This window comes from Paenibacillus mesotrionivorans (assembly GCF_046098205.1).
Classification (GTDB): Bacteria; Bacillota; Bacilli; order Paenibacillales; family NBRC-103111; genus Paenibacillus_AR; species Paenibacillus_AR mesotrionivorans.
In genome coordinates, this window is sequence record NZ_JBJURJ010000008.1 from 230979 (window position 1) to 257960 (window position 26982).

At 52.3% G+C, this 26982-nt stretch carries 25 protein-coding genes; 6 read left to right on the forward strand and 19 right to left on the reverse strand.

Going from position 1 to position 26982, the window contains the following annotated elements; all coding sequences use genetic code 11:
* Positions 1-86: 86 nt before the first annotated feature.
* Both ACI1P1_RS14270 and ACI1P1_RS14275 read left to right on the forward strand, forming a co-directional pair.
* Positions 87-839, forward strand: coding sequence for a stalk domain-containing protein (locus ACI1P1_RS14270; protein ID WP_416217065.1), 753 nt, complete (start codon positions 87-89; stop codon positions 837-839).
* 25 nt (positions 840-864) lie between these two features.
* Complete coding sequence (locus tag ACI1P1_RS14275; RefSeq protein ID WP_416217066.1) at positions 865-1380, forward strand: ABC transporter substrate-binding protein; 516 nt, start codon at positions 865-867, stop codon at positions 1378-1380.
* Here ACI1P1_RS14275 and ACI1P1_RS14280 read toward each other — a convergent pair.
* On the reverse strand, positions 1364-1567 hold the full coding sequence (locus ACI1P1_RS14280; protein WP_416217067.1) for an immunity 17 family protein: 204 nt from the start codon (positions 1565-1567) through the stop codon (positions 1364-1366). The two genes, ACI1P1_RS14275 and ACI1P1_RS14280, sit on opposite strands and share 17 nt — an antisense overlap.
* 121 nt (positions 1568-1688) lie before the next feature.
* Between ACI1P1_RS14280 and ACI1P1_RS14285 the strand changes: the two genes are divergently transcribed.
* Positions 1689-3638 carry an ABC transporter substrate-binding protein gene (locus ACI1P1_RS14285; RefSeq protein ID WP_416217068.1) on the forward strand — a complete coding sequence of 650 codons (1950 nt, stop codon included), beginning with the start codon at positions 1689-1691 and terminating at the stop codon, positions 3636-3638.
* 52 nt (positions 3639-3690) lie between these two features.
* Here ACI1P1_RS14285 and ACI1P1_RS14290 read toward each other — a convergent pair whose 3' ends face one another.
* From ACI1P1_RS14290 to ACI1P1_RS14375, 18 genes are all read right to left on the reverse strand, one after another.
* The gene (locus ACI1P1_RS14290; protein ID WP_416217069.1) at positions 3691-5112 is read right to left on the reverse strand and encodes a sensor histidine kinase; all 1422 of its coding nucleotides are present in this window, start codon (positions 5110-5112) and stop codon (positions 3691-3693) included.
* Positions 5100-5762 carry a response regulator transcription factor gene (locus ACI1P1_RS14295; RefSeq protein WP_416217070.1) on the reverse strand — a complete coding sequence of 221 codons (663 nt, stop codon included), beginning with the start codon at positions 5760-5762 and terminating at the stop codon, positions 5100-5102. Before ACI1P1_RS14295 ends, ACI1P1_RS14290 begins: the two co-directional genes overlap by 13 nt.
* A gap of 29 nt (positions 5763-5791) precedes the next feature.
* Positions 5792-6550 (reverse strand): lantibiotic immunity ABC transporter MutG family permease subunit, encoded by a 759-nt coding sequence (locus ACI1P1_RS14300; protein ID WP_416217071.1) that lies wholly within the window; start codon positions 6548-6550, stop codon positions 5792-5794.
* A 1-nt stretch (position 6551) separates the two neighbouring features.
* Positions 6552-7280 carry a lantibiotic immunity ABC transporter MutE/EpiE family permease subunit gene (locus ACI1P1_RS14305; protein ID WP_416217072.1) on the reverse strand — a complete coding sequence of 243 codons (729 nt, stop codon included), beginning with the start codon at positions 7278-7280 and terminating at the stop codon, positions 6552-6554.
* Positions 7264-7989: a lantibiotic protection ABC transporter ATP-binding protein gene (locus ACI1P1_RS14310; RefSeq protein ID WP_416217073.1), complete on the reverse strand. Its 726-nt coding sequence runs from the start codon at positions 7987-7989 to the stop codon at positions 7264-7266. The genes ACI1P1_RS14305 and ACI1P1_RS14310 overlap by 17 nt, the downstream gene beginning before the upstream one ends.
* 81 nt (positions 7990-8070) lie before the next feature.
* Complete coding sequence (locus ACI1P1_RS14315; protein ID WP_416217074.1) at positions 8071-8646, reverse strand: hypothetical protein; 576 nt, start codon at positions 8644-8646, stop codon at positions 8071-8073.
* A gap of 119 nt (positions 8647-8765) precedes the next feature.
* The gene (locus ACI1P1_RS14320; RefSeq protein WP_416217075.1) at positions 8766-9497 is read right to left on the reverse strand and encodes a YwiC-like family protein; all 732 of its coding nucleotides are present in this window, start codon (positions 9495-9497) and stop codon (positions 8766-8768) included.
* Positions 9498-9545: 48 nt separating this feature from the next.
* Positions 9546-10556: a GTP 3',8-cyclase MoaA gene (gene moaA / locus ACI1P1_RS14325; RefSeq protein ID WP_416217076.1), complete on the reverse strand. Its 1011-nt coding sequence runs from the start codon at positions 10554-10556 to the stop codon at positions 9546-9548.
* Between the two features lie 21 nt (positions 10557-10577).
* Complete coding sequence (locus ACI1P1_RS14330) at positions 10578-11048, reverse strand: molybdenum cofactor biosynthesis protein MoaE (RefSeq protein WP_416217077.1); 471 nt, start codon at positions 11046-11048, stop codon at positions 10578-10580.
* A 44-nt stretch (positions 11049-11092) separates the two neighbouring features.
* Positions 11093-11773, reverse strand: a complete 681-nt coding sequence (gene narI, locus ACI1P1_RS14335) for a respiratory nitrate reductase subunit gamma (RefSeq protein WP_416217078.1) — start codon at positions 11771-11773, stop codon at positions 11093-11095.
* Positions 11773-12435 carry a nitrate reductase molybdenum cofactor assembly chaperone gene (narJ, locus tag ACI1P1_RS14340; protein WP_416217079.1) on the reverse strand — a complete coding sequence of 221 codons (663 nt, stop codon included), beginning with the start codon at positions 12433-12435 and terminating at the stop codon, positions 11773-11775. The genes narI and narJ overlap by 1 nt, the downstream gene beginning before the upstream one ends.
* A gap of 32 nt (positions 12436-12467) precedes the next feature.
* Positions 12468-13937 (reverse strand): nitrate reductase subunit beta, encoded by a 1470-nt coding sequence (narH, locus tag ACI1P1_RS14345; RefSeq protein WP_416217080.1) that lies wholly within the window; start codon positions 13935-13937, stop codon positions 12468-12470.
* Complete coding sequence (locus tag ACI1P1_RS14350; RefSeq protein ID WP_416217081.1) at positions 13927-17607, reverse strand: nitrate reductase subunit alpha; 3681 nt, start codon at positions 17605-17607, stop codon at positions 13927-13929. The genes narH and ACI1P1_RS14350 overlap by 11 nt, the downstream gene beginning before the upstream one ends.
* A 111-nt stretch (positions 17608-17718) precedes the next feature.
* Positions 17719-19272: a nitrate/nitrite transporter gene (locus tag ACI1P1_RS14355; RefSeq protein WP_416217082.1), complete on the reverse strand. Its 1554-nt coding sequence runs from the start codon at positions 19270-19272 to the stop codon at positions 17719-17721.
* A gap of 121 nt (positions 19273-19393) precedes the next feature.
* Positions 19394-20287: a GAF domain-containing protein gene (locus ACI1P1_RS14360; RefSeq protein ID WP_416217083.1), complete on the reverse strand. Its 894-nt coding sequence runs from the start codon at positions 20285-20287 to the stop codon at positions 19394-19396.
* The gene (locus ACI1P1_RS14365) at positions 20280-20933 is read right to left on the reverse strand and encodes a response regulator (RefSeq protein ID WP_416217084.1); all 654 of its coding nucleotides are present in this window, start codon (positions 20931-20933) and stop codon (positions 20280-20282) included. Before ACI1P1_RS14365 ends, ACI1P1_RS14360 begins: the two co-directional genes overlap by 8 nt.
* 18 nt (positions 20934-20951) lie before the next feature.
* Positions 20952-22199: a sensor histidine kinase gene (locus tag ACI1P1_RS14370; RefSeq protein ID WP_416217085.1), complete on the reverse strand. Its 1248-nt coding sequence runs from the start codon at positions 22197-22199 to the stop codon at positions 20952-20954.
* Between the two features lie 90 nt (positions 22200-22289).
* Positions 22290-22628, reverse strand: coding sequence for a DUF3139 domain-containing protein (locus tag ACI1P1_RS14375; RefSeq protein ID WP_416217086.1), 339 nt, complete (start codon positions 22626-22628; stop codon positions 22290-22292).
* Positions 22629-22828: 200 nt separating this feature from the next.
* Here ACI1P1_RS14375 and ACI1P1_RS14380 point away from each other — a divergent pair, with 200 nt between their 5' ends.
* From ACI1P1_RS14380 to ACI1P1_RS14390, 3 genes are read left to right on the forward strand one after another with little or no spacing between them, the layout of a single operon-like run.
* A complete protein-coding gene (locus ACI1P1_RS14380) occupies positions 22829-23515 on the forward strand; it encodes a response regulator transcription factor (RefSeq protein WP_416217087.1) in 687 nt (228 codons plus the stop codon).
* A complete protein-coding gene (locus ACI1P1_RS14385) occupies positions 23512-24630 on the forward strand; it encodes a HAMP domain-containing sensor histidine kinase (protein WP_416217088.1) in 1119 nt (372 codons plus the stop codon). Before ACI1P1_RS14380 ends, ACI1P1_RS14385 begins: the two co-directional genes overlap by 4 nt.
* A 20-nt stretch (positions 24631-24650) precedes the next feature.
* Positions 24651-26981, forward strand: coding sequence for an ABC transporter permease (locus tag ACI1P1_RS14390; protein ID WP_416217089.1), 2331 nt, complete (start codon positions 24651-24653; stop codon positions 26979-26981).
* Position 26982 lies beyond the last annotated feature (1 nt).

Genomic DNA, 26982 nt, shown 5'->3' on the forward strand with positions numbered 1-26982 from the left:
CCAAGAACCTCTGTTAAATAAAGGGTTTTCTACGTAAACCGAGAAATAGATGGAGACCCTATCCAGTATACTAAAGGAGAATAAGAATGAGAAGCATCTATGTGTTTCTGGTTGCCGTAATCCTGTTTGGGCTCGTTCCGGTTCAGGTGTTGGCGGAGGATCAGCCCATTCATGTGATTCTGAACGGAAAAGAAGTGGTTTTCCCGGCACCGCCGCGGATTGAAAACGGTACCACTCTTGTGCCGTTCCGGGCTCTTTTTGAAGCGGTTGAGATGGAGGTTTTATGGGATGGGGAGACCCAGACCATTACAGCGGAAGGCAATCAAGAGAAGCTTCAACTGCGTATCGGGGATGACAATGCCACTAATAACGGACAGACCGTTGAATTGGAAATTTCACCTCAGCTCATCGAAGGGATAGCGTATGTGCCTCTCCGCTTTGTCGGGGAAGCCCTGGATTATCTGGTGGATTTCCAGCAAAGTGAAGGGTCCGCTTCTATCCATCTCAGAACCTCCGCTTTGCGGCTTCCGTTAAGCAGGGACCCATACTCGCTGGACCCAGCTGTATCCAATGATAACATTTCGTACGAACCTCTTATCGGACTCTTCGAAGGCTTGGTACGCAGCACTGAGAATGGCGGCATTGTACCTGCAGCAGCATCTTCTTGGGAGATATCGGAGGACAAAAAAAGCTACACATTCCACATCCGTTCCGACGCAGTTTGGTCAAACGGAGATCCGTTAACCGCCCAGGATTTTGCAGCCTCCTGGAAACGGGTCGCCGATTTGAACGCATCGTTAGGCGCCGATTTCTTAAGTCATATTGACCAGGTTAACTGAAGCACAAAGACTCCTAAAGGAAGGATTGAAGGAAGAAGGTGTAACCACACTTTCACCAATTACGATCACAGTCAATGAAGGTGTGCATTACATAATTGCAGCTAATATAGCGAAGATGTGGAAGGAAAACCTGGGAATCGAGTCCCGAATCCTTATTGTGAAATCCGAGGCTTGGCTTAACAGCCAAAAAACATTAAAGTATCAAATTATCCGTGCAGGATATTCCGCTGATTATAATGACCCAACCGCTTTCTTGGACATGTGGGGTTCTGGGAGCAGCCTAAACTATTCAGGATTTAAGGATGAATCCTACGATCAAATGCTTCATAAGGCAAACGTCACAACGGATACCCATGAAAGAATGCGCATTCTTGCCGAAGCAGAGAAGTACCTTATTGAAGAGCAGGCGGTCATTATGCCTGTCTATTATTATCCAAATGTATGGGTCCAAAAGAAAAGCATCCATAACATCAAGATGAATTATAATGGAACGATCGACTATACCAGAAGCTATTACAAACCCGTTATCCCATTGCTTTGAATGCTACAAAGAATAAAAAGAGACCCAGAATAGTGTAAAATACTCTTGCTCCGGTTCTGCCAAACATCTTCAAAAAAATACGCGCCTGCCTGTGGTTAAAGAACCAGTCCCAATTCAGAATGGACGCCACGATACTAAATAATCCTGCTCCAAAGCCAATTATGACCGCGAAAGTATTGTTCTCCATTGTATCCCCCTCTTATTAAAAATTAGAAAAAACAGGAATTACGTCGAATTATAGGGTAGATTATTCCTTTTTACAAGAAAAAGATTCGCTGACAACTATTTTAAAGGAGAATAGAGTAAAGATGAGAAGCATCTATGCATTGCTGGTTACGGTACTTCTGTGTGGGTTATTTCCGGTACAAGGACATGCCCAGGAAACTCCCATTCATGTGATTCTGAACGGAAAAGAAGTGGTTTTCCCGGCACCGCCGCGGATTGAAAACGGTACCACTCTTGTGCCTTTTCGGGCTCTTTTTGAAGCGGTTGAGATGGAGGTTTTATGGGATAACAATACGCAAACCATCACGGCTCAAGGCAATCAAAAGAAGCTTCACCTGCGTATTGGGGATGACAAAGCTACTAATAATGGACAGACCGTTGAGTTGGAGACTCCACCTCAGCTTATCGATGATGTTGCGTATGTACCTCTCCGCTTTGTAGGGGAAGCCTTGGATTATCTGGTGGATTACCAAAGGGGTAACGACTCGATTCGGATCAGTCTTAGAGTTTCCGCTTTGCGGTTTCCGTTAAGCGGAGATCCGGTTTCGCTGGATCCGGCTGTGTCGACTAACGTCAATTCCATGCAGCCACTCATCGGCCTGTTCGAGGGACTTGTGCGGACGGACGAAAAAGGCAACATCTTGCCTGCCACGGCATCATCTTGGGATATATCAGAGGACATGAAAACCTATCGCTTCAACATCCGCCCCGATGCCGTCTGGTCCAACGGTGATGCGGTAACCGCACAGGATTTTGCTGCCTCCTGGAAACGGGTCGTTGATTTAAATGCTTCGCTTGGTGTTGATTTTCTGTCTCACATTGACCAAGTAAACGCCTATCGCCAGGGAAAAGTAGGCTGGGAGGATACCGGAATCCGGGCAGAATCAGACAAGGTTTTGGAAATCCGTCTGGAGAACCCGATTCCCTACTTCTTGCAGCTTCTAGCTGATATTACATTAGTACCCGTCCATTCTACTGCGAGAAATCTGTCCCTGTGGAATGATGACCCTCTCCATTTTGTATCTAATGGACCGTTCATTCTTGAGAGTTGGGATCTTGGGAATTACATTGTATTACAGAAGAATCCCGCCTATCACAGCTCTAGCGAAATCTTTTTTCAGCAGGTTCACTTTATCATTACAGATTACATGGATCATAACCCAACATCCTTATATGTGAAGGGTGAGTTGGATTGGACAGGTGCTCCATTTACAGACTTGAATATTCCTGATTTAGGGCTGCTTTATCAAGATGAAACAAATGAGATGTACGTAAAATCTAAAGCGAATACATATTATTACTTATTTAACCTGACCCAGAAGCCCTTCAATAACGTAAAGGTGCGCAAGGCATTAACTATGGCAATTGATAACGAAACTATCGTCCAAGAATATTTCCAGATAAAAGTTCGTCCAGCTCATGGCATCGTTCCTCCTCTTATAAAAGGAGAAAAGTCTGATTACCGGGATGAATACCCCGATCCGTCTATTGAATTTAATGTTACAGAAGCCAAAAAGCTGTTAAAGGAAGGGCTTCAAGAAGAGGGATTATCCACCTTCCCGGCAGTTACAATCACAGTCAATGAAGGTATGCATTATTTGATTGCTGAGAAAATAGCGAAAATGTGGAAGAAAAATTTGGGGATACAACTCAAGTTGCATGTTGTTGATGCTGAAACTTGGCGTGCGAGCTTAAAAACATCAGACTACCAAGTCGCACGTACGGGATATTACGCTGATTATAACGATCCGACCACATTTTTGGATATGTGGAGCTCATGGAGCAGCAAAAACTACTCAGGGTTCGATGATGACTTTTATGATCAATTACTCCAGAAAGCAAATTCCGTAACAGATACTCATGAAAGAATGCGAATTCTCGCAGAAGCGGAAGCCTACCTAATTGAAGATCAAGCCGTTATTATGCCGCTATACTATACTCCAAACCTATGGGCTCAAAAGAAAGAAATTCAAAATATCAGTATGGGTTATAACGGATTGATCGATTATACCCGCAGCTATTACAAACCTTAAAAACGAAAAGGAGCCCGCCTTGCCGCGCGGCTCCTTTTTGTAATTATCCGCTTTATCCCTCACTCTTTACACTCACCGTCACTCTCCCCCCGCCGGAGGATGCATTTTCCAGCGTCAAGGATCCTCCGTGCTCCTGCGCGGCGGATTCAGCGATGTAGAGGCCCATCCCATGATGGCGGCCGGAGTTGCGGCTTTGGTCGCCCATGTAGAACTGGGTAGCGGCTTCGCGGAGGTCAACGGGTGAGAAGCCGTCTCCCGTATCCGTAACCGTGAAATAGACGGCTGAAGCGTCACCCCGTACATGAAGAGTCACACTCCCCTGGGGAGGCGTGTGTCTCACGGCATTGGCGATGATATTGACGATGCCCCGCTGGAGCAGCTCTTTATCCATTGCGATGGATTCAGGCAGGGGCTCCTCAGTTTGAACCTGGGCAGTGATGTTCTTCCCGCTGGACAAAGCCCGCAGCTGGTTCTCCAATTCCCCGAGGATTTCCATCAGTCGGACTTGCACTTTGCGCTGCCCCGCGGAGGATTGCAGGCTGGACAGGCCGATGACCTCCTGCACGAAGGCTTCGATGTCCTCCGCACTGCGCAGGATGTACCCGTTGTACTCCTGCTGGTCCCTATCCTGAACGGTCTCCTGCAGCAGCTCCGCATTGCCCCGGATGATGGTCAGCGGAGTCTTGATGTCATGCGCCAGCGCAGAAATCTGGTCGCGGCGGGAGCGCTCCAGCTCCCATTGCCGCTTCAGCGACAAGCGCAGAGCCTCCTTCATCTGCTCAACAGAAGCCAGCACCTCATCGATCTCGAAAATGCCGCTAGGCTGCACGGCAAACTCCAGGTTCTCGCGCCGGATATTCTCTGTAGCCTCCTGGAGACCGGCCATCTTCTGCGCCAGCTTGCGTCCGAAACGAGCGGCCAATACGGCGGCCAGCAGTAGAATACCAAAGATAAAGAGAAGAATACCCAGCAGCTGCGGATTGGGAAGATGGCCGCGCATCCAGGCTGAATGATATTGCGGCGCTAAGGTATACCGGAAGATCCAGATATCCTCTCCGCTTTGAATGGTGGTATAGAAATACCGCAGGATCCAAATCTTATCCCCGCCTCCCACGGTAGTGTATGAATCCGGGCTGCGAACCTTTTCCTGCTGGATCATCTCCCATGCCCGGCTGGTTTCCCGGTCGTTCAGATTGCCCAAGAGACGTTCGCCCTCAGGCGTGAACACCGCATAATCCGCCAGCTTCAGCGTGGGACCGGCGGGGAAGCTGACGCCTGCTGCCAGCTGATCCTTCACCGCCTCGATTTCCTTCTCGGCATAGTTGGCAGGCAGCACAACATTGAACGTAAACGCTGCTGTGAACAACCCCAGCAGCAGTCCCAGCAGCAGAATCGTACCGATGCTGAAGACCAGGAGATATTGCAGAAAAAAGGTCCTCAGGTGCATTTTCCGTCCTTTTGCTACTGCTTCCATTTGTAACCAATCCCCCAGACCGTCTCAATGGCTTCGATGCCTGCTTTGTTCAGCTTGGCGCGGATGTTCTTGATATGCTCCGTAATGGCGCTGCTGTCGCTCTCCCCGTCAAACCCAAAAACCGCTTCATAAATATGCTCCTTCGAAAAAACCTGTCCACGGCTCCTTGCGAGGAACTCGCAGATTTCGTATTCACTCTTGGTCAGCGGCAGCTTGTGGCCGTGAGCAAGCATCTCCTTGCCGGAGAGATTAAAATGGACATGCTCCAGGTAAAGCACATTCCTCCGCTCCCGGGTCTCCCTTCTGAGATGGGCGTTAATCCGTGCCCGCAGCGCACCGATCCCGAAGGGCTTCAACATATAATCGTCAGCGCCCAGTCCAAGGCCGTACATCAGATCACTCTCCAGCGTTTTTGCCGTCAAAAAAAGAATCGGGCAATCCACCGCTGTGCGGATTTCCCGACAGAGCGTAAACCCATCGATACCCGGCATCATCACATCGAGGAGAATCAGGTCATAGGAACCCAGATCCATCTGACGTACCTGAGCCGAATCGGGGATCGTCGTGACCAGATGGCGGTCCGCGGTCAGCGCACTTTTGATCAGCGCAAGGATGGCGGGTTCGTCGTCGACGGCGAGTATGTTAGCCATATGCACTCCCTCAGTTTCCAAGTTGTAAATTAATTATCTGCCGATCGTCCCTCCCACCGCTGGAACCAGAGGAGTGAAAGGGCGAGAGCAACTACCGTTGCAATGATACACACAAGGATTCCACTATCTGCCTGCGATACGGCAAGCGTAAGCTGGGTGCCACTAGCGTGAACAGTCCAAATCGAAACCAGACGGACTCCCCAGGCAAAAGGCACATACGGCCAGATCCCCTCACCCAATCCGGTCAGCAGCAGAGCAGCCACCAGACTCCCCACAATGCCAATTCCGATAGACGGACCCCGGCCAAACCGCAGGCCGACGAAGCTGAAGAACAGATAAAGAAACAGATTGCTTCCGAACAAAATACCTGCACTGCTCCAATAAAAAGCCATTCCCAAGCTGTTCTCCCCCAGCACCTCACGGAACCCGAGCCCGAACAGGATAACCGCCAGCAGGACGGCGCCAAGACTGTAGATCAGCAGCATCTGCAGCTTGCTCAAGTAAACCTTGATCCGCTGGGCGGGGAGTGCCAGCAGCCCCTGAAAATGACCGGCCAACGCCTCCTGCTCCGCCGTCATTGAACATACCAAGGCAGTTAGGGTAGGAAAAGCGCAGCCCAGCACCTGGAGGTACGCCTGCACTTTGTCGGTTGTGCTCCAAGGAGAGTAGGAGTAGTACGCCAGGAATAAAGCCCCCGCGATGAGTGGAGCCAGCAGATGGAGGAGCAGAAACGGCGTGCGCCGGGTTTTGAGCAGGTCTGCCCTCAAGAGTCCATATAATGATACCATGTTACTTCGCCTCCTGCTTGCGGAAGCGCCGCCCCGTCAGGAAGAACAGGATTCCGAACCAGGCAAGCGAAACGAGAACATCCAGCAGGACCGTGTCTGTGCTTCTCAGCGGACTGCCCTCCGGAACCGGAAGACCGTTCGGCAGAATATGGAGCACCGGGCACATGAGCCGGGGCGTAATCGTATAAGGCATGAAATTCCACAGCCCGCCGATGTTAAATGTGACCACTCCTATGATGGTGAGAGCCATATGGAGCAGCACTGCGGCAAACAGTCCGAAGCGTGCGGACAGGAACAGACAAAACGGGATTTGCCACAGGAAGGTAATAAAGATCAGCAGACTGCCATTTACACCGTCCATAAGCGGAATCGTAGGGTCATATAGCATACCGCCCAAGGAAATGCCGATGAAGAGCAGCAGCGTGCTCAGCAGGAGCCAGCCTGCAAGGGCTGCGATTTTTGCGGACCAGAGGGTCTGCGGCTTCAGCGGCAGTGCCAGCAAGGCGCGGTATTTCATCTTCGTTTCCTTCTGTATGGCCAGCGAGCAGGCCAGCGTCAGCGCACCGGGCAGCAGCATGGTGTACCACCAATTATACGCTCCGGTCTGAAAATACTGCCCTCCCATGAGAAGGCCGCAGAGCACCAATGTAAACAGGGGTGCAATCCAGACCAGCCATGGGATAAAGGTTCGCCGCCATTTCAGGCGTTCCGCGCTAATGAGTGGAAGCACTGGCTTCACCCGCCCTTCGGTTCGCAGCAGCCACCTGCATGAACAGAGTTTCCAGCTCTGCTCCATGCGGCGCAGTGCCCTGGTACCCCAGCCGGCCACCGGCGATAATCCCGATCTGATCGGCTACCTGCTCCACCTCGGATAGAATGTGGCTGGATAGAATGACGGTAATCCCTTGCCGTGGGAAAGAGCGGATCAGTTCCCGCAGCTCTTGAATCCCGATCGGGTCCAGCCCATTGGTCGGCTCATCGAGAATGAGCAGCTTCGGCTTGTTCAAGAGCGCAATCGCAATGCCCAGCCGCTGCTTCATGCCCATGGAGAACTGCCCGGCGCGTTTCTTGCCGGTATGCGTGAGATCCACCATCTCCAGCGTTTCCGCGATCAGCGAATCCGGCAGCCCAAGGGCCAGCGTCCGCACCTTCAGATTCTCCCGCGCGGTCAGATTCTCATACAGCGGGGGGGATTCAATCAGAACGCCAATCTCGCTCAAGTCCTTCCGAACCCATTCATGATCCTGAAACAAAATCCGTCCCGAATCCGGCCGCAGCATACCCGCCATCATCTTCAGTGTCGTCGACTTCCCCGCCCCGTTAGGCCCAAGCAGCCCATAGATGGAGTTCCGGGGTACGGACAGCGAAACATGGTCCACCGCCAGTTGTTTTTTGAAGCCTTTACAGAGGTTTTCAGTTTGCAAAATGATATCAGACATATAAGAAACTCCCCTTTCCACATAGACCAGTGTAAAGGAGAGTTATAAGGAAATGATAAGGGAGGCAATCAGTCTGTGCTTTCACTTAATATTCCAGTAACTAACAATTGGATATTTTGCAATCCAATTATCGGTTAGTTTGGATAAAATATCTTCTTCACTCAACCCCGAATTTTTTAGTGGTGTATACCATTCCTCAAAATCACTTTTCATTACACCGATCCACCACAAATTATCCATAGCGGGCCGTCTTGTTACAGCAGTGCAAATTAAATCAACTGGTATTGATGGTTTACGAGTATCAAGATATATCCATATTCTCATGGCTTCCTTAACTGAATGAGGTTTCCGGGATAATGGTCCGGATAAGCCTGGAACAGTACCGATAATGCTAATTGCAGAGCCAGTATGTTGATCCATTTTAAAATCTTCAGTTTTTGGGTTAAAAGGATATTGACCGTTATGCCAAAACTCCACATATTTAAGTTTCATTGGTTTTTGAATAAGCACCTTTATATCCCGGGTTAATTCTTCCTCGCCTACGGTAGCACCCTCAGGACTTATTTTGCTGCCATTAACTTGTTGGATAAAAAAGAAACTCAAAATAAAGATAATTAGAATGCCACCTGCTATAAAAAAGAGCAGCTTTTTAGACATAGCTTCACTCCTGTTATTCCAATGGATTTATGACCTAAAGAGTAGGTTCAAAAAAGCGCCAGCACGCACTTACCGTTCCCGGAATATGCACGCTGACGCGTATATTCTATTTAAGTAAATCAAAATACAACCCACGACACAACAATAAACTGTACGGAGCCGACTATCTCCAGAATCCCGGCCTTCATGGGACGCATTTGTTTGCCGGCAAATAGAAGTGTTCGGATCAACGGGAAGATGAACGGAAGAACCATCCATGGATACCCAAGAGCCCATGGCACAACCAAAATCAACACGTGGTAGAGGTTTGCCGCGGTCTTCCACTTCGAATTGCCCCGTTCACGGAATATGGTTTTCACAAAAAAGGCTGTCCCCAGAAAGTATATAGAGTTAAACACCGTCACCGCCAGCATGGTCCAATCCCAACCGCCGTCTCCGAACAAGTATGCCGCGGCCCCGCCCAGGGAAAAGATCAAGATCGCGCATAAGTCATTAATAATAGCCCGCTCGGATTTCTGCTTCACATGCCAGATGTTCACGATCAACAACAGCACGAAGGGGATACCAAAATAGAATAAAGCCGGTTTCTGGATAAGCGGAGCGAGCACCGCAGCTAAGGCAATAATTCCATAGATTGCCGACCATTTCAGCAGATGAGCACGCTGCTTGCTTCTTTTCAATGCCTGCAAGAATGGATACGATGCCAAATATAAGAACAGCCATGCCACAAACAATAACCCATGGCTCCACTGGGGCGTTCCTGCCATCATGCCGAACAGAAACGGCACACTGATCATCGCCCAGCCCCCGTGCTCGTGGGGAATCACAATGCCTTTATTTTTGGTGTCCACTGTATTACCTCCTTTCCTTCGGTGTGTGACTGATGCTTTAGAAAACTCCTATCCCCCGATTTGCGACATTCTGCGGGCAGTCGGCGTGTGGGATACCGACGCGTCATCCAGCAGGAACTGCGACATTTCATGCCTTTCAGGCTTTGTGCCCAGCGCCTCCAGCAGCATCCGGCGCATGGCCTCATCATCTCCGACCACGCGGCGGATCTGGAACTGCTCCGTCCAAGCCAGGCAGGGCTTGATATATCCGTCTGCCGTCAGCCTTAACCGGTTGCAGGTTTTACAGAAATGCTCGCTGACCGGGTGGATCAATCCAAAACTCCCTCGTGCTCCGTTAACCCGGAAATTCTCAGAGGGTCCTGCCCCTGGAGCAGTATCCGCCGGGTTAATCCCCCAGCCCTGCTCCGAACAAACCTCCATCACCCGTGACAGAGGCTGGTACAAGCTTTTCCATCCCGCATCGTTATGCCCAATGGGCATGTATTCGATAAACCGGACATGCAGCTCACGATCCCGGGTCAACCGGATAAAATCCGCGATTTCATCCTCGTTTTGCCCTTTCATCAGCACCACGTTCAGTTTGATGGGACTTAATCCTGCATCCGCACAAGCATCAATGCCCGCCAACACCTTCTTCAGGTCTCCGCCGCGTGTAATCTGCTTGAACCGGTCCGGCTTCAAGGAATCCAGGCTAATATTGACGCGGGTAAGCCCGGCATCCTTCAACAGCTGTGCCTTGGGTGCCAGGAACATCCCGTTGGTGGTCATGGAAATATCCTCAATCCCCGGAACAGCTGCAATCATAGCCACCAACTGCTCCAGGTTCTTCCGCACCAGAGGCTCGCCGCCGGTTAAGCGGATTTTGCGGACTCCCATCCCGGCGCTGACACGAACCACCCGGGCAATTTCGTCGAAGGTCAGGATGTTCTCCGCCGCCTCGAACTCCATCCCTTCTTCGGGCATGCAGTATACACAGCGCAGGTTGCACCGGTCCGTTACCGATATCCGCAAATAGTTATGCTCCCGTCCAAAGGGATCGATTAAGCGGGGAATCTTCATCCTTTTGCCCCCTCTCGGTAGTTATGCCATATCCGCAAGCAATGGCCGCCCTTCCGGATAGGCCTGCCGGTTCAGCTGGTCCCCGATCCACTCGGAGCCGTCCTCGCCATGCTCTTTTTTCCAGATGGGCACAATCTGCTTGATCCGTTCAATGACATATTCGTTGGCTTCATAAGCCGCCTTGCGGTGGGGGGAGGAGACCGCGATGACTACGGCGATATCGGATATCTCCAGCCGGCCGATGCGGTGGGTTACCGCAACCACGGTATCCGCCCAGCGCTCACGAACCTCCAGCCCGATCCGCTCCAGCTGTGCAACAGCCATAGCCGGGTAAGCCTCATATTCCAAGTATAAGGTCTTTTTGCCAAAGGTCAATTCGCGCACAGTGCCGAGAAATAACGTAATGGCCCCGGCTTCCCTGCGGCTCACCTTATTCGTAAGCTCCTCCGGATCAATCGGCTGATCTGTTATCTCAAATAGCGGGTTAGTCATAGGCAAACTCCTGCCTCCATACATTGCCTTATTTTCACACATGATTATCTGCGCTTCCGGTACACCACATAGCTTCTCGAGAGATACTTGATGGGCAGGCTCAGCATGTGCACCAGTCTTGTGAAGGGAAAGACAGCGAACAAGGCAAGACCCAGAATAATATGCACCTTAAAAATTGGCGGCACTGTCTCCATGAGAGTGTAGTCCGGCATAAAACGGAGCACACCGCGCGTCCACGGGCCAATGGTCTCCCGGTAATCAAAGTCAGAGTGTCCCGACATATTGAAAAGTGTCGCAGCCATACCCACCACCACGATCAGCGTTAGCAGGATGATGGACAGCATATCCCCGAAGCTGCTGGTTCGGCGGACCCGGGCATCCGAGAACCGGCGGATCACCAGAATGATACAACCGATCAAGGTCAATAATCCCGCGATGGAGCCAACATAAAGCGCCATGGTATGGTACAAATGATCCGATACACCCAGCGCTTCAAGCCACTGCTTGGGGATCAGAATACCGCCCACATGACCGAAGAAAACAAGCATGATTCCGATATGAAACAGATTGCTTCCCCACCGCAGCTTCTTCTTCTCCAGCAGCTCGCTGGATTTGGCTGTCCATCCGAACTGATCCGTCTGGTAGCGGTAATAGAGACCTACAAGGAAGATGACGAGGATCAAATAAGGGTAAATCACCCAGAGAAACTGGCTTCCCCACGCCATTACGCATTCCTCCCTACGTTTCCGTACCCGGCAGCAGCCCACATGGGTCCGCAGCCCAGTGCGGGCGGCGTGCTTCCGGAACCGGCCGCTCCCGTCATATCAAAAGACCCCTCTGTGATGCCGGATTCATCGATGATCCACAGAATCGCATCCAGCACATGCCGGTATGGGCTGTCTGAGCGGTAAAGCGCCTCTTGAATGGTCACCATAGCTTTCCGGAAGGATACCAGCAGGCGCAGCCCCCGGTCCTCCCCGGCAACCGCAGCATATTCCAGCACCAACGGAAGATAATCCGGCAATTCATCTGTGGCCAGGACAATCTCCTCCTGCTCAAAAACTTGCTTCAGCTGCAGCAGCACCGGACCGCGTTCCCGGTCATCGCCAAGCTGTCCGTAGGTCAAGTACAAATTGGACTTTTTGCCGAAATCAAAGGTTTTCACATAACCCGCCCGAATTGCCTCCGCATCCATTCCCGTCAATCCGGCCAAACATTGGCCGGCAAGCTCCTGAAGAGGACCGGCTATCTCAGCCTCTTCCTCGCGTTCAAGGAAATGGCACCAATTCACGTACAATTCATCCGATGTTTCCTGCCAATCCGAATCCGGGTATTGCAGGAGCTGCGAGAACAGCATCCAGCTGGAACGCTGCGTCATTACCTTCATTCCTCATCACTCCCATCCGATGAATAATTAGCTTAACCGCCGCAGGGTCCCGGGCCGCCCATCATATTGGTGAAGCCGCAAGCTCCCTGCTCCGAATACAGATCCGCAAACTCCTCGCGGTGCGCTGCCGGAATGACAAACCGGTCCTCATACTTGGCAATGGCCAGGAGACGGTACATCTCCTCCATATCCTTGGCTGACATCCCGAATTGCTCCAGCAGATCAAGGTCTGGCGCCTTCTTCAGGTTCAAGGAACGCATATGGGAGCGCATGACGGCCATTTTTTTCAGTACATGGGTAATGACCTCCGTATTCCCGGCCGAGAGCAGATTGGCCAGGTATTGTACGGGAATCCGCATATCGTCAATGGCGGGGAAAATATCCTCCGGCGACGCTGTTGCCCCCTTGCCCTCCACCATGTTGGTAATGGGGCTAAGCGGCGGAACATACCAAACCATAGGCAGCGTCCGGTACTCCGGATGAAGCGGAAGGGCAATTTTCCAATCGACAGCCATTTTGTAAATGGGAGAGCGCTGAGCATATTCGATCCAGTCCTCGGGAATATTCGCTGCACGTGCTGCGGCAATCACCTCAGGATCGCTGGGATCGAGGAAAATATCCAGCTGCGACTCATAAAGATCCTGCTCGTCGGTAACGGAGGCCGCTGCCTCCACCCGGTCCGCATCATAGAACATCACGCCAAGATAGCGGATACGCCCGACGCAGGTTTCCGAGCAAATGGTGGGCAAACCCTGTTCAATCCGCGGAAAACAGAGGGTACACTTCTCCGCCTTATTGGTCTGCCAGTTGAAGTACACCTTCTTGTACGGACAGCTGGAGACGCAGAACCGCCATGACCGGCACGCATTCTGGTCCACCAGGACAATCCCGTCCTCCTCCCGCTTATACATCGCGCCGGACGGACAGCTGGAAACGCAGGGGGGATTAATGCAGTGCTCACAAATTCTCGGCAGATACATCATAAACACCTGCTCGAACTCCATACGGACGGATTCTTCAATCCCCGCCATATTGGGATCGCGGTAGCCGGATTCGTGCACACCAGCCAGGTCATCCTCCCAGTTGGGACCCCATTCCAGGTTCATATATTCACCGGTGATCTGGGATTTCGGACGGGCCACCGGCTGATGCTTGCGTTCCGGGCTTTGCTGCAGCTTCTCGTAATCGTAATCCCAGGGCTCGTAGTAGTCATCAATCATCGGCTGGTCGGGATTGAAGAAGATATTCTTAAGCCGGTTAGCGCGGCTGCCGGAGCGCAGCTCCAGCTTTCCTTTTTTCAGCACCCAACCGCCCTTATATTTCTCCTGGTTCTCCCACTGCTTGGGATACCCGATGCCTGGCTTCGTCTCAACATTATTGAACCACATGTATTCGGCGCCCTTACGGTTGGTCCAGGTGTTCTTGCAGGTAACGGAGCAGGTATGGCAGCCGATGCACTTGTCCAGGTTCATGACCATTCCAATCTGCGCTTTAATCCTCAAGCCAGTTCACCTCCTCAAGTTTACGGATCACCACATACAGATCCCGCTGGTTTCCTGTAGGCCCGTAGTAGTTGAAGCCGTAGCTCAGCTGTGCATATCCGCCGATCATATGGGTCGGCTTCACATGAATCCGTGTTGGGCTGTTATGGGTCCCGCCGCGGGTTGTTGTTACATCCGTTGCTGGCACGTTTATCGTCCGGTCCTGGGCATGATGCATATACGCCATTCCCCGGGGCATCCGGTGTGTGACCACCGCCCGTGCCACTACCGCACCGTTTTGGTTGAAGCATTCAATCCAGTCGTTATCCTTAATGTCCGCATCAGCGGCATCGTCCTTGTTGACCCAGACGGTAGGTCCGCCCCGGAACAGAGTCAGCATGGGCAGTGAATCGAAATACATACTGTGAATCGACCATTTGCTATGCGGAGTCATGAAGTTCAGGGTAATTTCCTTGCCCTTGGCCGCCGGACGGTTCTTGTTGGTATGGAAAGGCGCATGCTTCATGGTCGGCTTGTAAACCGCCAGATTCTCGCCAAACTCGGTCAGCATCTCATGATCCAGGAAATAGTGCTGGCGCCCGGTCAATGTCCGGTATGGAATCAGCCGCTCCACATTGGTGGTGAAGGGTGAATAACGCCGTCCATGCTGCTCGGAGCCGCTGAAGGCAGGCGAGGTAATCACCGTCTTCGGCTGGGTGGTAATCGCATCGAAGGTGAAGCGCTCCTCCGTCCGGTCCTCCGCCAAATCCTTCAGCTTAAGCGCCGTTTTCTTCTCCAAGGCCTCCCACGCTTTCACGGCCATTTTGCCGTTGCTTGTAGAGGATAAGGTGAGAATCGCCTCCGACATGTGGCGGTCCGTCACCAGCTTCGGACAGCCTTGGCTAATGCCGGGTTCATCCACAACACCGTTTACCTTCTTCATCAATTCGTATTCGTCAGCCGCAGACCAGCTCATTCCCTTAATACCATAAGGCTTATCCTTAATGTTCGGCCCCAGGGAGGTCATCTTCTTATACACGGCAGCGTAATCCCGCTCCACCACCACAAATTTGGGCATGGTTTTGCCGGGAATAGCCTCAACTTCGCCTTTGCTCCAGTCGAGAATCTTACCGAAGGGCTGGGCCAGCTCATCCGGACTGTCATGTTGAAGCGGGACGGCTACAATATCCCGTTGCGGGGTGTCAAATTGCTGTTCAGCCATCTCCGAGAAGGTCTTAGCAATGGCCTTGAAGGTTTCCCAGTCCGACTTGGATTCCCACAATGGCGGTACCGCCGGGTTAAACGGATGGATAAAGGGATGCATATCTGTGGACGAAAGGTCGCTTTTTTCGTACCAGGTTGCCGCAGGCAGGACGATATCCGAATACACAGCCGTTCCGGACATCCGGAAGTCGATATCCACCATCAGGTCCAGCTTGCCCTCCGCCGCTTGATCATGCCATTCGATTTCTTCGGGACGAAGCGTCTCCGAGTCATCATTCAACAGACCGTTATGGGCACCCAGCAGGTATTTCAGGAAATATTCATGCCCCTTGCCGGAGCTGGAGATCAGGTTGGCCCGCCAGACGAACATCACCTTGGGGTGATTCGTTTCCGCATCGGGATCTTCAATAGCGAACTGCAGCTCCCTATTTTTGAGTTGATCCGCCACATACGCCGCTACCGCCTCAGGAGACTGATGCCCTTGCGCCGCCGCTTCCTCCGCCAGGTCAATGGAATTCTTATTAAATTGCGGATAGGAGGGCAGCCAGCCCAGACGCGCCGCCAACACATTGTAATCCGCATAATGGGCATACCGGGCTTTGCCGGTTAAAGCTGACGTATGACCGTCTACAGGATTGGATTCGAACCTCCATTGATTGGTGGCAAAATAGAAGAAGGAAGTCCCGTTTTGCTGCCGGGGCGGCATGGTCCAGTCTCTGGCAAAGGCCACATTGGCCCAGCCTTCTGCAGGACGCAGCTTCTCTTGGCCGACATAATGCGCCCAGCCCCCGCCGTTAACTCCCTGGCAGCCTGTCATCAGGACCAGGTTCAGCACACTGCGGTAGATGGTATCCGAGTTGTACCAGTGGTTAATCCCTGCCCCGACGATAATCATCGAGCGGCCTTCACTGTCTACCGCATTCTGCGCGAACTCCCGGGCAATCTGAATGATGGAAGCCCGGTCCACGCCGGTGATTTGCTCCTGCCAAGCCGGAGTATAGGCGATGCTGGCATCATCATAGTCGCTGCCCTGCTCTGAATCGACGCCATATTGGGCCAGCATCAGATCGAACACACTGGTGACGCGGTGCTCTACGCCGTTAGCGTCGGTGACAGTGCGGTATGGAATCAATCGGGAAACGGCGGATTTCCCCTCATCGGAGAAATAAGGCAGCCTGACCACCAGCTTGCCTGCTGCGGAATCCCGCAAGCCCAGCTGCGGCTCAATCTCTTCCCCTGTCAGCGTGTCAACCATCTGCAGATTCCACTTGCCCTCTTCCCCCCAGCGGGAGCCGATGGTGCCGTTGGGGATACGCAGCTCCCCTGTCTTTTCATCTATGAGAACCGTCTTCCATTCGCTGTTATTCGTGGTGACCCCCAGATCATGGGCTGTGAGAAACCGGTCTGCCATATATGCCCCATCCTGCTCCTGGAGCAGCACGAGGAACGGGAAATCCGTATATGTTTTGGAGTAGTTTTCAAAATAAGGCGTATGCTGCTTCACATAAAACTCATTTAATATGACATGCCCCATGGACATCGCCAGAGCGCCGTCGGTTCCCTGTTTGGCGGGCAGCCATTTATCCGCAAATTTCACAAACTCCGCATAGTCCGGGCTGATAGAAACGACCTTGGTTCCACGGTAACGGGCCTCCGTCATAAAATGGGCATCCGGCGTTCTTGTCATCGGCAGATTGGAGCCCCACACCAGCAGATAGCTGGAGTTGTACCAGTCGCTGCTTTCAGGAACATCCGTCTGATCGCCCCAGATTTGCGGGGAGGCAGGCGGCAGATCTGCATACCAGTCGTAGAAGCTCAGCAGGGGCGAACCGAGAAGAGACAGGAACCGGGAGCCTGCCGCATAGCTGACCATGGACATAGCCGGTATAGGGGAAAACCCGATGACCCGGTCAGGACCATACTTTTTGATGGTATATAACATGGAGGCGGAGATAATCTCCGTCACTTCATCCCACGTTGCCCGGACCATGCCGCCTTTGCCGCGGGCTGATTTGTAGGTCAGCTTCTTCTGCTCATCCTGGACAATGGAGGTCCACGCTTCTACGGGATCATGATGCTTGCTCTTGGCTTCGCGCCACAGATTCAGCAGCTTGCCGCGGATATAGGGATATTTCACACGGAGGGGACTGTAGAGATACCAGGAAAAGCTGGCTCCGCGGGGACAGCCCCGGGGTTCGAATTCCGGCATGTCCGGCCCTGTGGTGGGATAATCCGTCTGCTGGGTTTCCCAGGTGACGATTCCGTCCTTCACGAAAATTTTCCAGCTGCAGGAACCGGTGCAGTTCACACCATGTGTAGAACGAACCACCTTGTCATGCTGCCAACGGTTGCGGTACATATTCTCCCAGGAGCGGTCGGCTGTGGATTCTTCACTCCACCCTTCCGCATTGGTTTCACGCTTTTGGAAAAACTTCAGCTTTTGGATTAGAGGATTGAACTTGTTCATCGTTCCAGCTCCTTGCACCTTATGATACTTCTATTGTAGATGCTGGAGCGTGGGGATAAGAGAGGGGAACTCCCCCATTCCACAGGAGGAATTCCCCGATTTCGCGGAAAACTATAGATGGAGTCGTGCGGGGGAAGGAATGCCGGGAGACCGCAAAGCAGCCTTGCCGGTTTCAGAGGCATCGATTTCATTGAAAACGCCTACATAATAGGCCGTCTCTCCAACGTCATTTTGGATCGCATTAATGGTGATATGCTGCAAATATACTTCACCGTTGCGCTTTTTGTTCCAGATGCTGCCCGACCATGCCTGCTCCTCAGCCAGCTGCTTCCACATAGAGTCGTAGAACTTCTTATCATGCAGCCCCGACTTCAGAAAACCCGGCTTCTGCCCGATAGCCGCTTCCTTGGTGTAGCCTGTAATGGCTGTGAATGCAGGATTGACGCTTAGGATTAGTCCCTTGGAATTGGTCACCAATACCGCCTGGGAGGTGCTCTGGATCATTTGCTCCGCCAATTTAACCCTGTCCTGCCAGTACATATAGAGGGCAAGCAGGACACTGCACAGGGCAACCATCCCTAACGCCATGAATCCGATGGCATAATGTCCGGTTATGGCTTTCAAGGAAGCTAGCATCAGCGGCGGGAAAAAACCGCCCAACCCGCCTATGGCAGAGATTAAACCGTTGGCAATCCCGGATTGTTTGGTGAAGTAAAGCGGAACCAATTTGAAGATCGTACCGTTGCCCAGCCCGGCACAAAGTCCGATCAACAGACAGCCCACCGTAAAAAGCGGAATTGACGGGGAAAATGCCAGCAGAATGCCGCCGATGGTCAGACCGCTGAAGACCAGCACCAGGATTTTGAAGGGATTAAACCGGTCCCCAAGCCACCCGCCCGTTGGCCGCATGAAGGTGGCCAGGGTAACGAATCCGGCGGTCCGCAGTCCCGCATCCACCTTGCTGATCCCGAAGGTATTCACCAGATGATTCGGCAGGAAAACCGTAAACGCAACGAAGGAGCCGAAGGTAATAAAGTAGAAAAAGCAGATCAGCCATAGCTTTTCATTGCGGTAGATGCCTTTGATCTGCTCCATCAGCCGGACATTGAGCTTGGATTCCTTCCGGTCTCCGATGAGGAAGTTTGCCAGGGCAAAGGCTGCCAGCAGAATCAAATACATCTGCACCGTGGAGCGCCATCCGATCTGCGAAGCCAGCACCGGAGCAAAAAAGGTACTTATTGCTGATCCTAAATTGCCCAGTCCATAAATTCCGTTGACAAACCCGTGTTTATCCTTGGGATAATACTTCGGCAGAGAGGTGACCCCTACGGAGAAGGTGGCGCCCGATATACCCAGGAATAACCCGCCGATAATCAGATCGGTGAAGCTTTGGGCCTGGCTGATATAAAATACCGGAGCGAGCAGCACGATGAAGCTGACCAGGAACATATTGCGGGCACCGAATTTATTCGTCCAGTAGCCGAAGGGAATCCGCAGAATCGAACCAAGCACAACTGGCACTGCTGTAACGAGAGATAACTGCCCCGGGGTTAAAGCAATCCCGTCCTTGATAAACACGATCAACGATGACAAGATCCCCCAAACCGCAAATCCCAGGATCAAGCTGAAGGTCTGCAGCGGTAAAATCCCTTTGGGTGGTTTCATTCCCATTCCTCCTCATGACATCAACTGCCTCTCTCCATTATCCGTGGAGACGCTCATGAAAAGAATTGGGGAAATCCCTCATTTGCTTCGCAGGAATTTCCCCATCTCGGGTTGCCGTTATTCAGTTCCAGTGCTGCTCATCCAGCAGTATCCGCGTTGGTATCGTAAACCGTACGGTTTGACTGCTGCCTTCCGCCAGAATCTCCAAATCGCATTTTAAGGCAAACAGCTCTTCCTTAACCGGGTCCAGAAGCTCGCGGGATACCAGGGTGTCTTCTTCGCTTTCGAATTCAACCAGGGTATTGCCTGCTTCGTCCTGTCCTAGTACAACTCCCGCTGTGGCATGAGCCTCGATGCTATGGCGCACCAGCAGCTCCAGAATGGCGGCGATCTGCTCCTGCCGTTCAAGAGGAAGCCGCGTCATCCGCTGATCCAGCAATTGGCAGGTAATGCCCTGTCTACGGAACTCCTTCAACCGGAGCAGCAGCGGGCTGGCCTTCTCCTCCTGGAGCGTTTCCTGCGCTTCGGGCTCCTGGGCAGGGGTTGTTATGCTGTCATACCATACAGCCAGTCTCGCGGCGGAGCGTTTCACCGCTTCAATATCCGATTCGCTGAAAATCCGTTCCTCCCGCTGCCCTACCAGCAGGACACCATAGGCTTTTTTCTGCTCGGGCCGGACGGAATCCACCGAAACCCCTACTCCGGAGCGCAGCGATTCCACGAGAAATATCGGATAACCCAACACCTCATCCTGGACCTCCTCCGGGAAATACGTCACCACATGCGGCCGTCTGGTCTGCAAGACTTTGCCTGCCATCCCGTTGCCCATACGCACTGTAATTTTTTTGTACCGTTCGGATTGGGCGCCAAGCGCAATTTTCCAATGGATATCCCGGTAATTGGCATCCGCCAAGGCCAAAGCGACAAAATCCAGCGCCATATCCGACTTCAGCTGCTGCAATTCCAGCTGAATCTGCTGCTGTGTGGTAAGCGGTTGGCCGCTATCGTTAATCAAAGTCAAGCAGCCCCCTTCGCAGCGCAAATTTCATCAATTCGCGGCGGTTATTCAATTGCAGCTTTTCCATAATATTCGCTTTATGGTTCTCCACCGTTTTTACACTGATGGTTAGCAGCTCGGCGGCTTCCTTATTGGTGTATCCCTTGGCTACTAGTGTGAGAATTTCCTTCTCCCGCTCGGTTAATGTCTCGAAGGTATCTGTCATCTCCTTGGTCTGGCCCTGCAGATAACCCTCTATAACCTTTTTGGTGGCGTTCGGATGCAGGTAAACAAGCCCTTGATGAACCTGCAAAATCGCTGTGATTAGCTCCGACATAGGCGCCGACTTCAAAATATATCCTGACGCTCCGGCCTTCAGCGCACGGAACAAATATTGGTCCTCGTCATGCATGGTCAGAATGATGACCTTCACCTCAGGCATGGATTGCACCAGCTCACTCGTGGTATACAATCCGTCACGGCCATTAGGCATACTCAAGTCCATGAGCACCAGATCAGGGTGCAGCTCGAGAGCCTTCCTCATGCAGGATATGCCATCCTCCGCTTCGCCCACTACCTTGATCCCCGGCTTCGCATCCAGCACGGCCCGGAGTCCGTCCCGGACTACAGCATGATCGTCCACAATCAATACCTTAATATCCATTACGTATTCATCCCCCCGTTACCTGGTATGCTGGCCGGTGATGGGCACCTTGACCCGGATAACCGTCCCTTGACCCGGCGCGGATTCGATCTCGAATTCCCCGCCCAGTATGTTCACCCGTTCCTCCATACTATACAGCCCAACGCCCTGACGCAATTCCGTCGTGATCACGAATCCGGTTCCATAATCGCGGATCTCCAATTCGGCAAACTCCGGATGCAGCTTCAATTTCACATCCACCACTTCCGTTTGGGAATATTTTGCCGCATTGGTCAGTGCCTCCTGCACGATACGGTACAGCGCGATTTCGTGGGCTGCAGGCAGACGGCCGCTGTCCCCTTCCATGGTAAACAGCACTTGAATGCCGAATTTCTGACCGTACAAGCGCACATAATTCCGCAAGGCCGGCACCAGTCCGATATCATCCAGGGCAGAAGGGCGCAGCTCGGCAGACAAATCGCGGATATCCTCAATGGTATGGCGGATCGATTCCTGTAAAGCCGTCATCGGCTTATCCTCTGCTGCTTCCTCCTCGGCCTCCTGCGAAGCTTTAATGATCTCCGTCTGGATGAGAATGCTGTACAGGGACTGGCCGATGCCGTCATGCAGCTCGCGGGAAATCCGCTTCCGTTCGTTTTCCTGCGCGGACAGAATGGAGTGTGTGATCATCCTGGCAATCTGGTTCTGCTCCTCCTGGCGCTGTCCCTCCACCTCCTGCATCCGAAGAATATTCAAAGGACCGTAAATCGGGTCCTGGTATTGCGACAGGCTGGCATTCATGGACTTCTTCATTCCGCTTGGCGTCGTCAGCTGCAGCGTCATCACCTGCGCCCCCGGCTCCGTAATAAAACAATTCTGGTACGAGCAGAGCTTATGCAGTCCCGGATAATTGGAGCACACACTGCAAAAATTCAACACAGCCGCTTCCTCGCCGATCTGCATCATCTGCCCGGCCACCGGATTCATCCGGATAATATTCAGCTCCTGATCCAGCACCAGAATCCCGTCGGGACTATGGGTAAACACATTCGCCAGCAGCTCCTGCTCCGACCGCAGCTTATGGCTCTGCCAATAGATCATAAAGAAGAACAGCGTAATAATCATCAGCACAAACAAGAAAATCGGAACATATTCCAGCCAGCCCCGCTCCTGCTCATGCAGAATCGCCCGGATCGCCAGCACAATAATCAGGGTTGTCGTCACGGCCAATATTCCGTTCTTCACCATAAACCGCGCGAAGGTTTTGGTCTTCTGAAACGTTGTCATTCCCGTTGTCATCCCGGCGCCTTCCCTCCGTTACCTCGTCTTATTGGAATTATAGCATTGATTGGGGGGGAAGGTGGTACGACAAATTCGCTACGATCCCTTCACTTCTTTATGCTTGCAGCCGTGGTCGAATGGATCAGATACAGAAGCGCAATTGTACTGAACGATATGTCCGTTATCCCGCATGTAATAATAGATCTTTTGAGGCTCATCTCGAAAAGTCACATCAACACTAAACGTCGGCAATTTGGAAAATTGTCCTTTCAACGTGGAAATATCCGCTTCTTGGTAACCTTTTTCCTCCACCAAATAAGATTGGACATCTTTCTCTAACTGATAGACGGTTAACTTGATCCAACCAAATAGAATCGCAATTCCTACAAAGAACATTATTAGAAGGATACTGAACGTTTTTTGGATAACATTCACCGAAACGGCCTCCTTCCTTCAGTAAATATATGGAACATTCCTTTTATACTATACCATCTTTACTCCGCTCCAAAATAGATAAGCAGACTGTCGGGAAAATCCTTAAGGTAATGTTAAGGTTCATCCTAGTTAACTGAAAGATAGGCCCGTTATAATGAACGTACAGCTTGAAGATGCGATGATTAGAAAAGAGGTGAACCATGAACAAAACGATTCTGGTCGTGGATGACGACAAGGAAATCCGGGAGCTGCTTCGGTTATACATAGAAAAGGACGGCTATACCGTCCTACAGGCGGAGAATGGATTAGAGGCCCTGAAGCAGGCAGCATCCGCACGGATTGATCTGGCGGTGGTCGATATTATGATGCCGGAGCTGGACGGTTACCAGCTTATCAAGGGTCTGCGGGCACACAGCAATCTTCCGATTATTGTGGTAAGCGCCAAAACGCAGAATCACGAGAAAATCCTGGGACTGGATCTGGGTGCCGACGATTATGTAGCCAAACCCTTTGACCCTCTGGAAATTGTGGCCCGGATCAAAGCCCAATTGCGCCGTTACGACGGCGTTGCGGCAGATGCCGAAAGGGTTATGCTGTGCGCAGGCGGGTTAAGCCTGGATGTTACGGCTTGTACGCTTCGCTTTGGTGCCGGGATCATCCCTCTTACCGCCACGGAATTTAACATGATGAAGCTGTTTATGCAGCAGCCCGGACGTGTATACACCAAGCAGCAGATTTATGATGCGGCCTGGCAGGAGTCAGCCATCGTCGACGATAATACGGTGATGGTGGCCATCAGCAAGCTGCGGGGCAAGCTGCCTGGCGATAGCGCGGTATCCATCGGAACGGTCCGGGGTTTGGGATACCGCCTGGAGGTGGGGATATGAAGAACAGACGAAGCTTCAAAAGCCTTATCATGCGCAGCTTCATCGGCTGTATCCTCGGCATTGCACTGTCGCTTCTGCTGCTGGAGTTTTTGTTCAGCCTGTTTACCTGGAAGAACGGCATGAACTTCTCGGAGCTGGCCTCCTCCCCCTTGGAGGAAGGAACGAAAAAGCTTCAAATCATATTGTCGGCCTCCTGGATACTCATAACCGCTGCCGTGTATGCTGCAGGGATTATCCTGTTTGGACGGGGAATGAACAAGAAGCTATTGGTTCCTGTGAGGAAAATGGAACAAGGCTTTAAGGCAGTAACCGCCGGCCGTTTGGACACCACGCTGGATTTTGAAACGGAAACGGAATTTAAGGATATGCGGGATGGCTTCAATCTGATGGTACAGAAGCTAAAGGAGTCCGAGGAAAAACGGATGACCATGGAAAACGAGCGGATGCAGCTTTTTTCGTACATCGCCCATGATTTAAAAACCCCCATCACCACCATTTCCGGCTATGCGCAAGCCTTGTCCAGCGGTTTGGTGGAGGAGCCGGACAAACAGCAGGAATACCATCTGGCGATAAAAGCGAAAGCCGGGCAGATGAACCAATTGATTGACCAGCTGCATTTTTATTCCAAGCTGGGTACCCCCCAATACCGGATGAAGGTGGAAAAGGTTGATTTGGCCGAGCTGCTTCGTGTTTCCTGCGCCGTTATATTCGGTGAAATCGAAAACAAGCAGATGACATTGGAGCTGCAGCTCCCGGACACCCCCGTATATTGTATGGCGGATTCGCTGGAAACCAACCGTGCCATTAGCAATCTGCTCACCAATGCCATCCGCCATAACCCTGCGGGCAGTCTACTGTCCGTGGGCGTGACAGAGGAACCCGGCTGTATTGAGATCCATATCGCCGATAACGGACCTGCCATCCCGGAGGCTATCGCCGGGAATCTGTTCGAGCCTTTTGTTTCCGGCAGCGATTCAAGAAGCGCCAGCAGCGGGACAGGACTGGGGCTTGCCATTGTGAAAAAGGTGATGGAGCAGCATTCGGGTGAGGTTTTCGTATTGGCTGCCCCCTCCCCTTATACCAAGAGGTTTGTCTTAAGGTTTCCGAAATTGTAAAGGCACAGAAGGATAGAGGGATGGATATGTATCGGAGAATGATTCAGAACGATATGCGCCGAAGCAAGCTGACTACCGCGACGGTGACAGCATTTATCCTCATTTCCGCCATGCTGACCGCGTTGGCCGCTTCACTCTCCGCCAACCTGATGGGCGCTATCGACCATATGCTGCTTTCCGCTAAGTCGGTCCATTACATGCAGATGCACACAGGCGATGTAGATATGGGACAGCTGCGGCGATTCGCAGACTCCAACAGAAGTGTAGAAGATGTTCAGGTGCTGGAGTTCCTCAACCTGGAGGGTGCAGATATTGTCATCGGGGAGGATTCCCTTGCCGGAAGCATACAGGACAACGGCCTTTCCGTGCAGGGGGACAAATTCGACTTCCTGCTTGACCTGAACGGTGAGGTTATCCATCCTGCCAACGGCGAAATGTATGTGCCTCTCTACTATAAGGAAGAGGCCGCGTTGGGCGATCCGGTGGTTATCCATGGCGTTTCCTTTACCGTTGCAGGATTTTTAAGAGATTCCATCATGAACCCCGCATTGATTAGCTCCAAGCGGTTTCTGGTGAGCCCGGCGGATTTCGAGAAGGTCAGTGTCTTCGGACAGGTCGAAAACCTGATTGAATTCCGGCTGGCCAAGGACGTATCCTTCCAAGCCTTCGAGGCGGCCTATCTGGAAGCGGGGCTTCCGGCCAATGGCCCGCCCCCGATCACGTACACGCAGGTGAAGATGATCAACGGCCTTACGGACGGCATCATGATTGCTGTGCTGGTGCTGATCGGCCTTCTGGTTATCATGGTGGCGTTCTTGTGTATCCGCTTTACCCTGCTGGCCAAAATCGAAGAGGATTACAAGGAAATCGGTGTCCTGAAGGCGATTGGCATACCGTTGCAGCAGATGAAAAAGCTCTTCCTTGCAAAATACGGCGTCATGGCCGGGGCGGCGTGTGTATTGGGCTTTCTGGCCTCCCTGCCCCTCCAAACTCCCTTTATGCGGAACATCCGTCTGTATATCGGGGAAGGCGGCAGCCCATTACCTGGTTTTGTCTGCGGACTTTTGGGAGCGGCGGTCATCTTCGGGATGATTTTGCTGTATGTGAACGGCGTGCTGCGGCGCTTCCGCAGGATATCCCCGGCACAGGCGGTCCGGTTCGGCGCACCCCGGGACAAATCCAGATCAGCCAGACTCCTCAGGCTGAGCCGGAACCGGCTTTTTTCGCGGAATGTGTTTCTCGGTATCCAGGATGTCCTTGTCCGGAAAAAGCTCTACCTCACCATGCTGATGGTACTTATCCTCTCCTCCTTCCTGATGATCGTTCCGCAGAATATCAGCAGCACCATCTCGAAGGAAAGCTTCATCACCTCCATGGGGATGGGCATATGCGACGTCAATATCGGAGTGATGCGAACACAGGTGGAGGACGTTCCGGGGAAAGCGGCGGAAATTGCCGGTATGCTGGCGGCGGATCAGAATGTGGAACGGTACGCTTTGTTCACCGGCCTGATGCTTAACCGGAGGACAGATGACGGAAGGACAGAGCGGCTGCGGGTAACCGTGGGGGATTATGCCGCCTATCCCATCACCTACTCCAAAGGACACGCGCCTCGATCAGAATCGGAGCTGGCCCTCTCTGTCCTCAATGCCAAGGATCTTGAGAAAACCATTGGGGATGAAGTGGTATTAATCGTGGACGGTGCTGAAAAACACCTGACAGTATCCGGCATTTATTCGGATGTCACCAACGGGGGACGGACGGCGCAGGCTACTTTTGACGCAAAGCATGAAGAGGTTTTGCATGCGGGCATTGCGGTGACCTTCCGTGACCGGCAGAATGTGAAAGCAGCCATATCACAGTACAGGGAGCAATTCCCCTTCGCCAAGGTTACCGGCATTGACGAAACCATTAGGCAGATGCTTGGCCCTGTACGGAATGCCATCCAAAAAGCCTCCGTCACCGCCATCGGAGCAACCGCCCTGCTGATCCTGCTGGTTACAATGCTGTTTATGAACATGCTGGTGGCGAAGGACCGTCATCCCATCGCCATCCTGAAGGCAACGGGCTTCACCGGCATGGATATTCGCAGACAATATCTTACGCGGTCCGTCACTGTCCTGGTGCTGGGAGTTACCGTGGGCACCATACTGGCCAATACGCTGGGAGAGCTAGTGGGCACAGCGATTATCTCCTCCTTTGGCGCAGCAGCCTTCCATTTTGCGGTAAACCCCTGGTTTGTTTACCTGGTTTGCCCTCTGCTGATCGTTGCCTGCGTCGTCACCGCCACCATGTTAGGCATTTCCGGCATTCAGAACATCAGAGTTTCCCAACATCTTAAGGAGGCGTAAG

Coding starts and splice junctions, on each gene's coding strand:
- ACI1P1_RS14390 (WP_416217089.1), top strand. CDS start 24,651: ATGGATATGTATCGGAGAATGATTCAGAACGATATGCGCCGAAGCAAG.
- ACI1P1_RS14370 (WP_416217085.1), bottom strand. CDS start 22,199: ATGACAACGTTTCAGAAGACCAAAACCTTCGCGCGGTTTATGGTGAAG.
- ACI1P1_RS14385 (WP_416217088.1), top strand. CDS start 23,512: ATGAAGAACAGACGAAGCTTCAAAAGCCTTATCATGCGCAGCTTCATC.
- ACI1P1_RS14300 (WP_416217071.1), bottom strand. CDS start 6,550: ATGGTATCATTATATGGACTCTTGAGGGCAGACCTGCTCAAAACCCGG.
- ACI1P1_RS14380 (WP_416217087.1), top strand. CDS start 22,829: ATGAACAAAACGATTCTGGTCGTGGATGACGACAAGGAAATCCGGGAG.
- ACI1P1_RS14280 (WP_416217067.1), bottom strand. CDS start 1,567: ATGGAGAACAATACTTTCGCGGTCATAATTGGCTTTGGAGCAGGATTA.
- ACI1P1_RS14350 (WP_416217081.1), bottom strand. CDS start 17,607: ATGAACAAGTTCAATCCTCTAATCCAAAAGCTGAAGTTTTTCCAAAAG.
- ACI1P1_RS14285 (WP_416217068.1), top strand. CDS start 1,689: ATGAGAAGCATCTATGCATTGCTGGTTACGGTACTTCTGTGTGGGTTA.
- narJ (WP_416217079.1), bottom strand. CDS start 12,435: ATGAAGGTAATGACGCAGCGTTCCAGCTGGATGCTGTTCTCGCAGCTC.
- ACI1P1_RS14330 (WP_416217077.1), bottom strand. CDS start 11,048: ATGACTAACCCGCTATTTGAGATAACAGATCAGCCGATTGATCCGGAG.
- narI (WP_416217078.1), bottom strand. CDS start 11,773: ATGGCGTGGGGAAGCCAGTTTCTCTGGGTGATTTACCCTTATTTGATC.
- moaA (WP_416217076.1), bottom strand. CDS start 10,556: ATGAAGATTCCCCGCTTAATCGATCCCTTTGGACGGGAGCATAACTAT.
- ACI1P1_RS14290 (WP_416217069.1), bottom strand. CDS start 5,112: ATGGAAGCAGTAGCAAAAGGACGGAAAATGCACCTGAGGACCTTTTTT.
- ACI1P1_RS14355 (WP_416217082.1), bottom strand. CDS start 19,272: ATGAAACCACCCAAAGGGATTTTACCGCTGCAGACCTTCAGCTTGATC.
- ACI1P1_RS14310 (WP_416217073.1), bottom strand. CDS start 7,989: ATGTCTGATATCATTTTGCAAACTGAAAACCTCTGTAAAGGCTTCAAA.
- ACI1P1_RS14315 (WP_416217074.1), bottom strand. CDS start 8,646: ATGTCTAAAAAGCTGCTCTTTTTTATAGCAGGTGGCATTCTAATTATC.
- ACI1P1_RS14270 (WP_416217065.1), top strand. CDS start 87: ATGAGAAGCATCTATGTGTTTCTGGTTGCCGTAATCCTGTTTGGGCTC.
- ACI1P1_RS14365 (WP_416217084.1), bottom strand. CDS start 20,933: ATGGATATTAAGGTATTGATTGTGGACGATCATGCTGTAGTCCGGGAC.
- ACI1P1_RS14295 (WP_416217070.1), bottom strand. CDS start 5,762: ATGGCTAACATACTCGCCGTCGACGACGAACCCGCCATCCTTGCGCTG.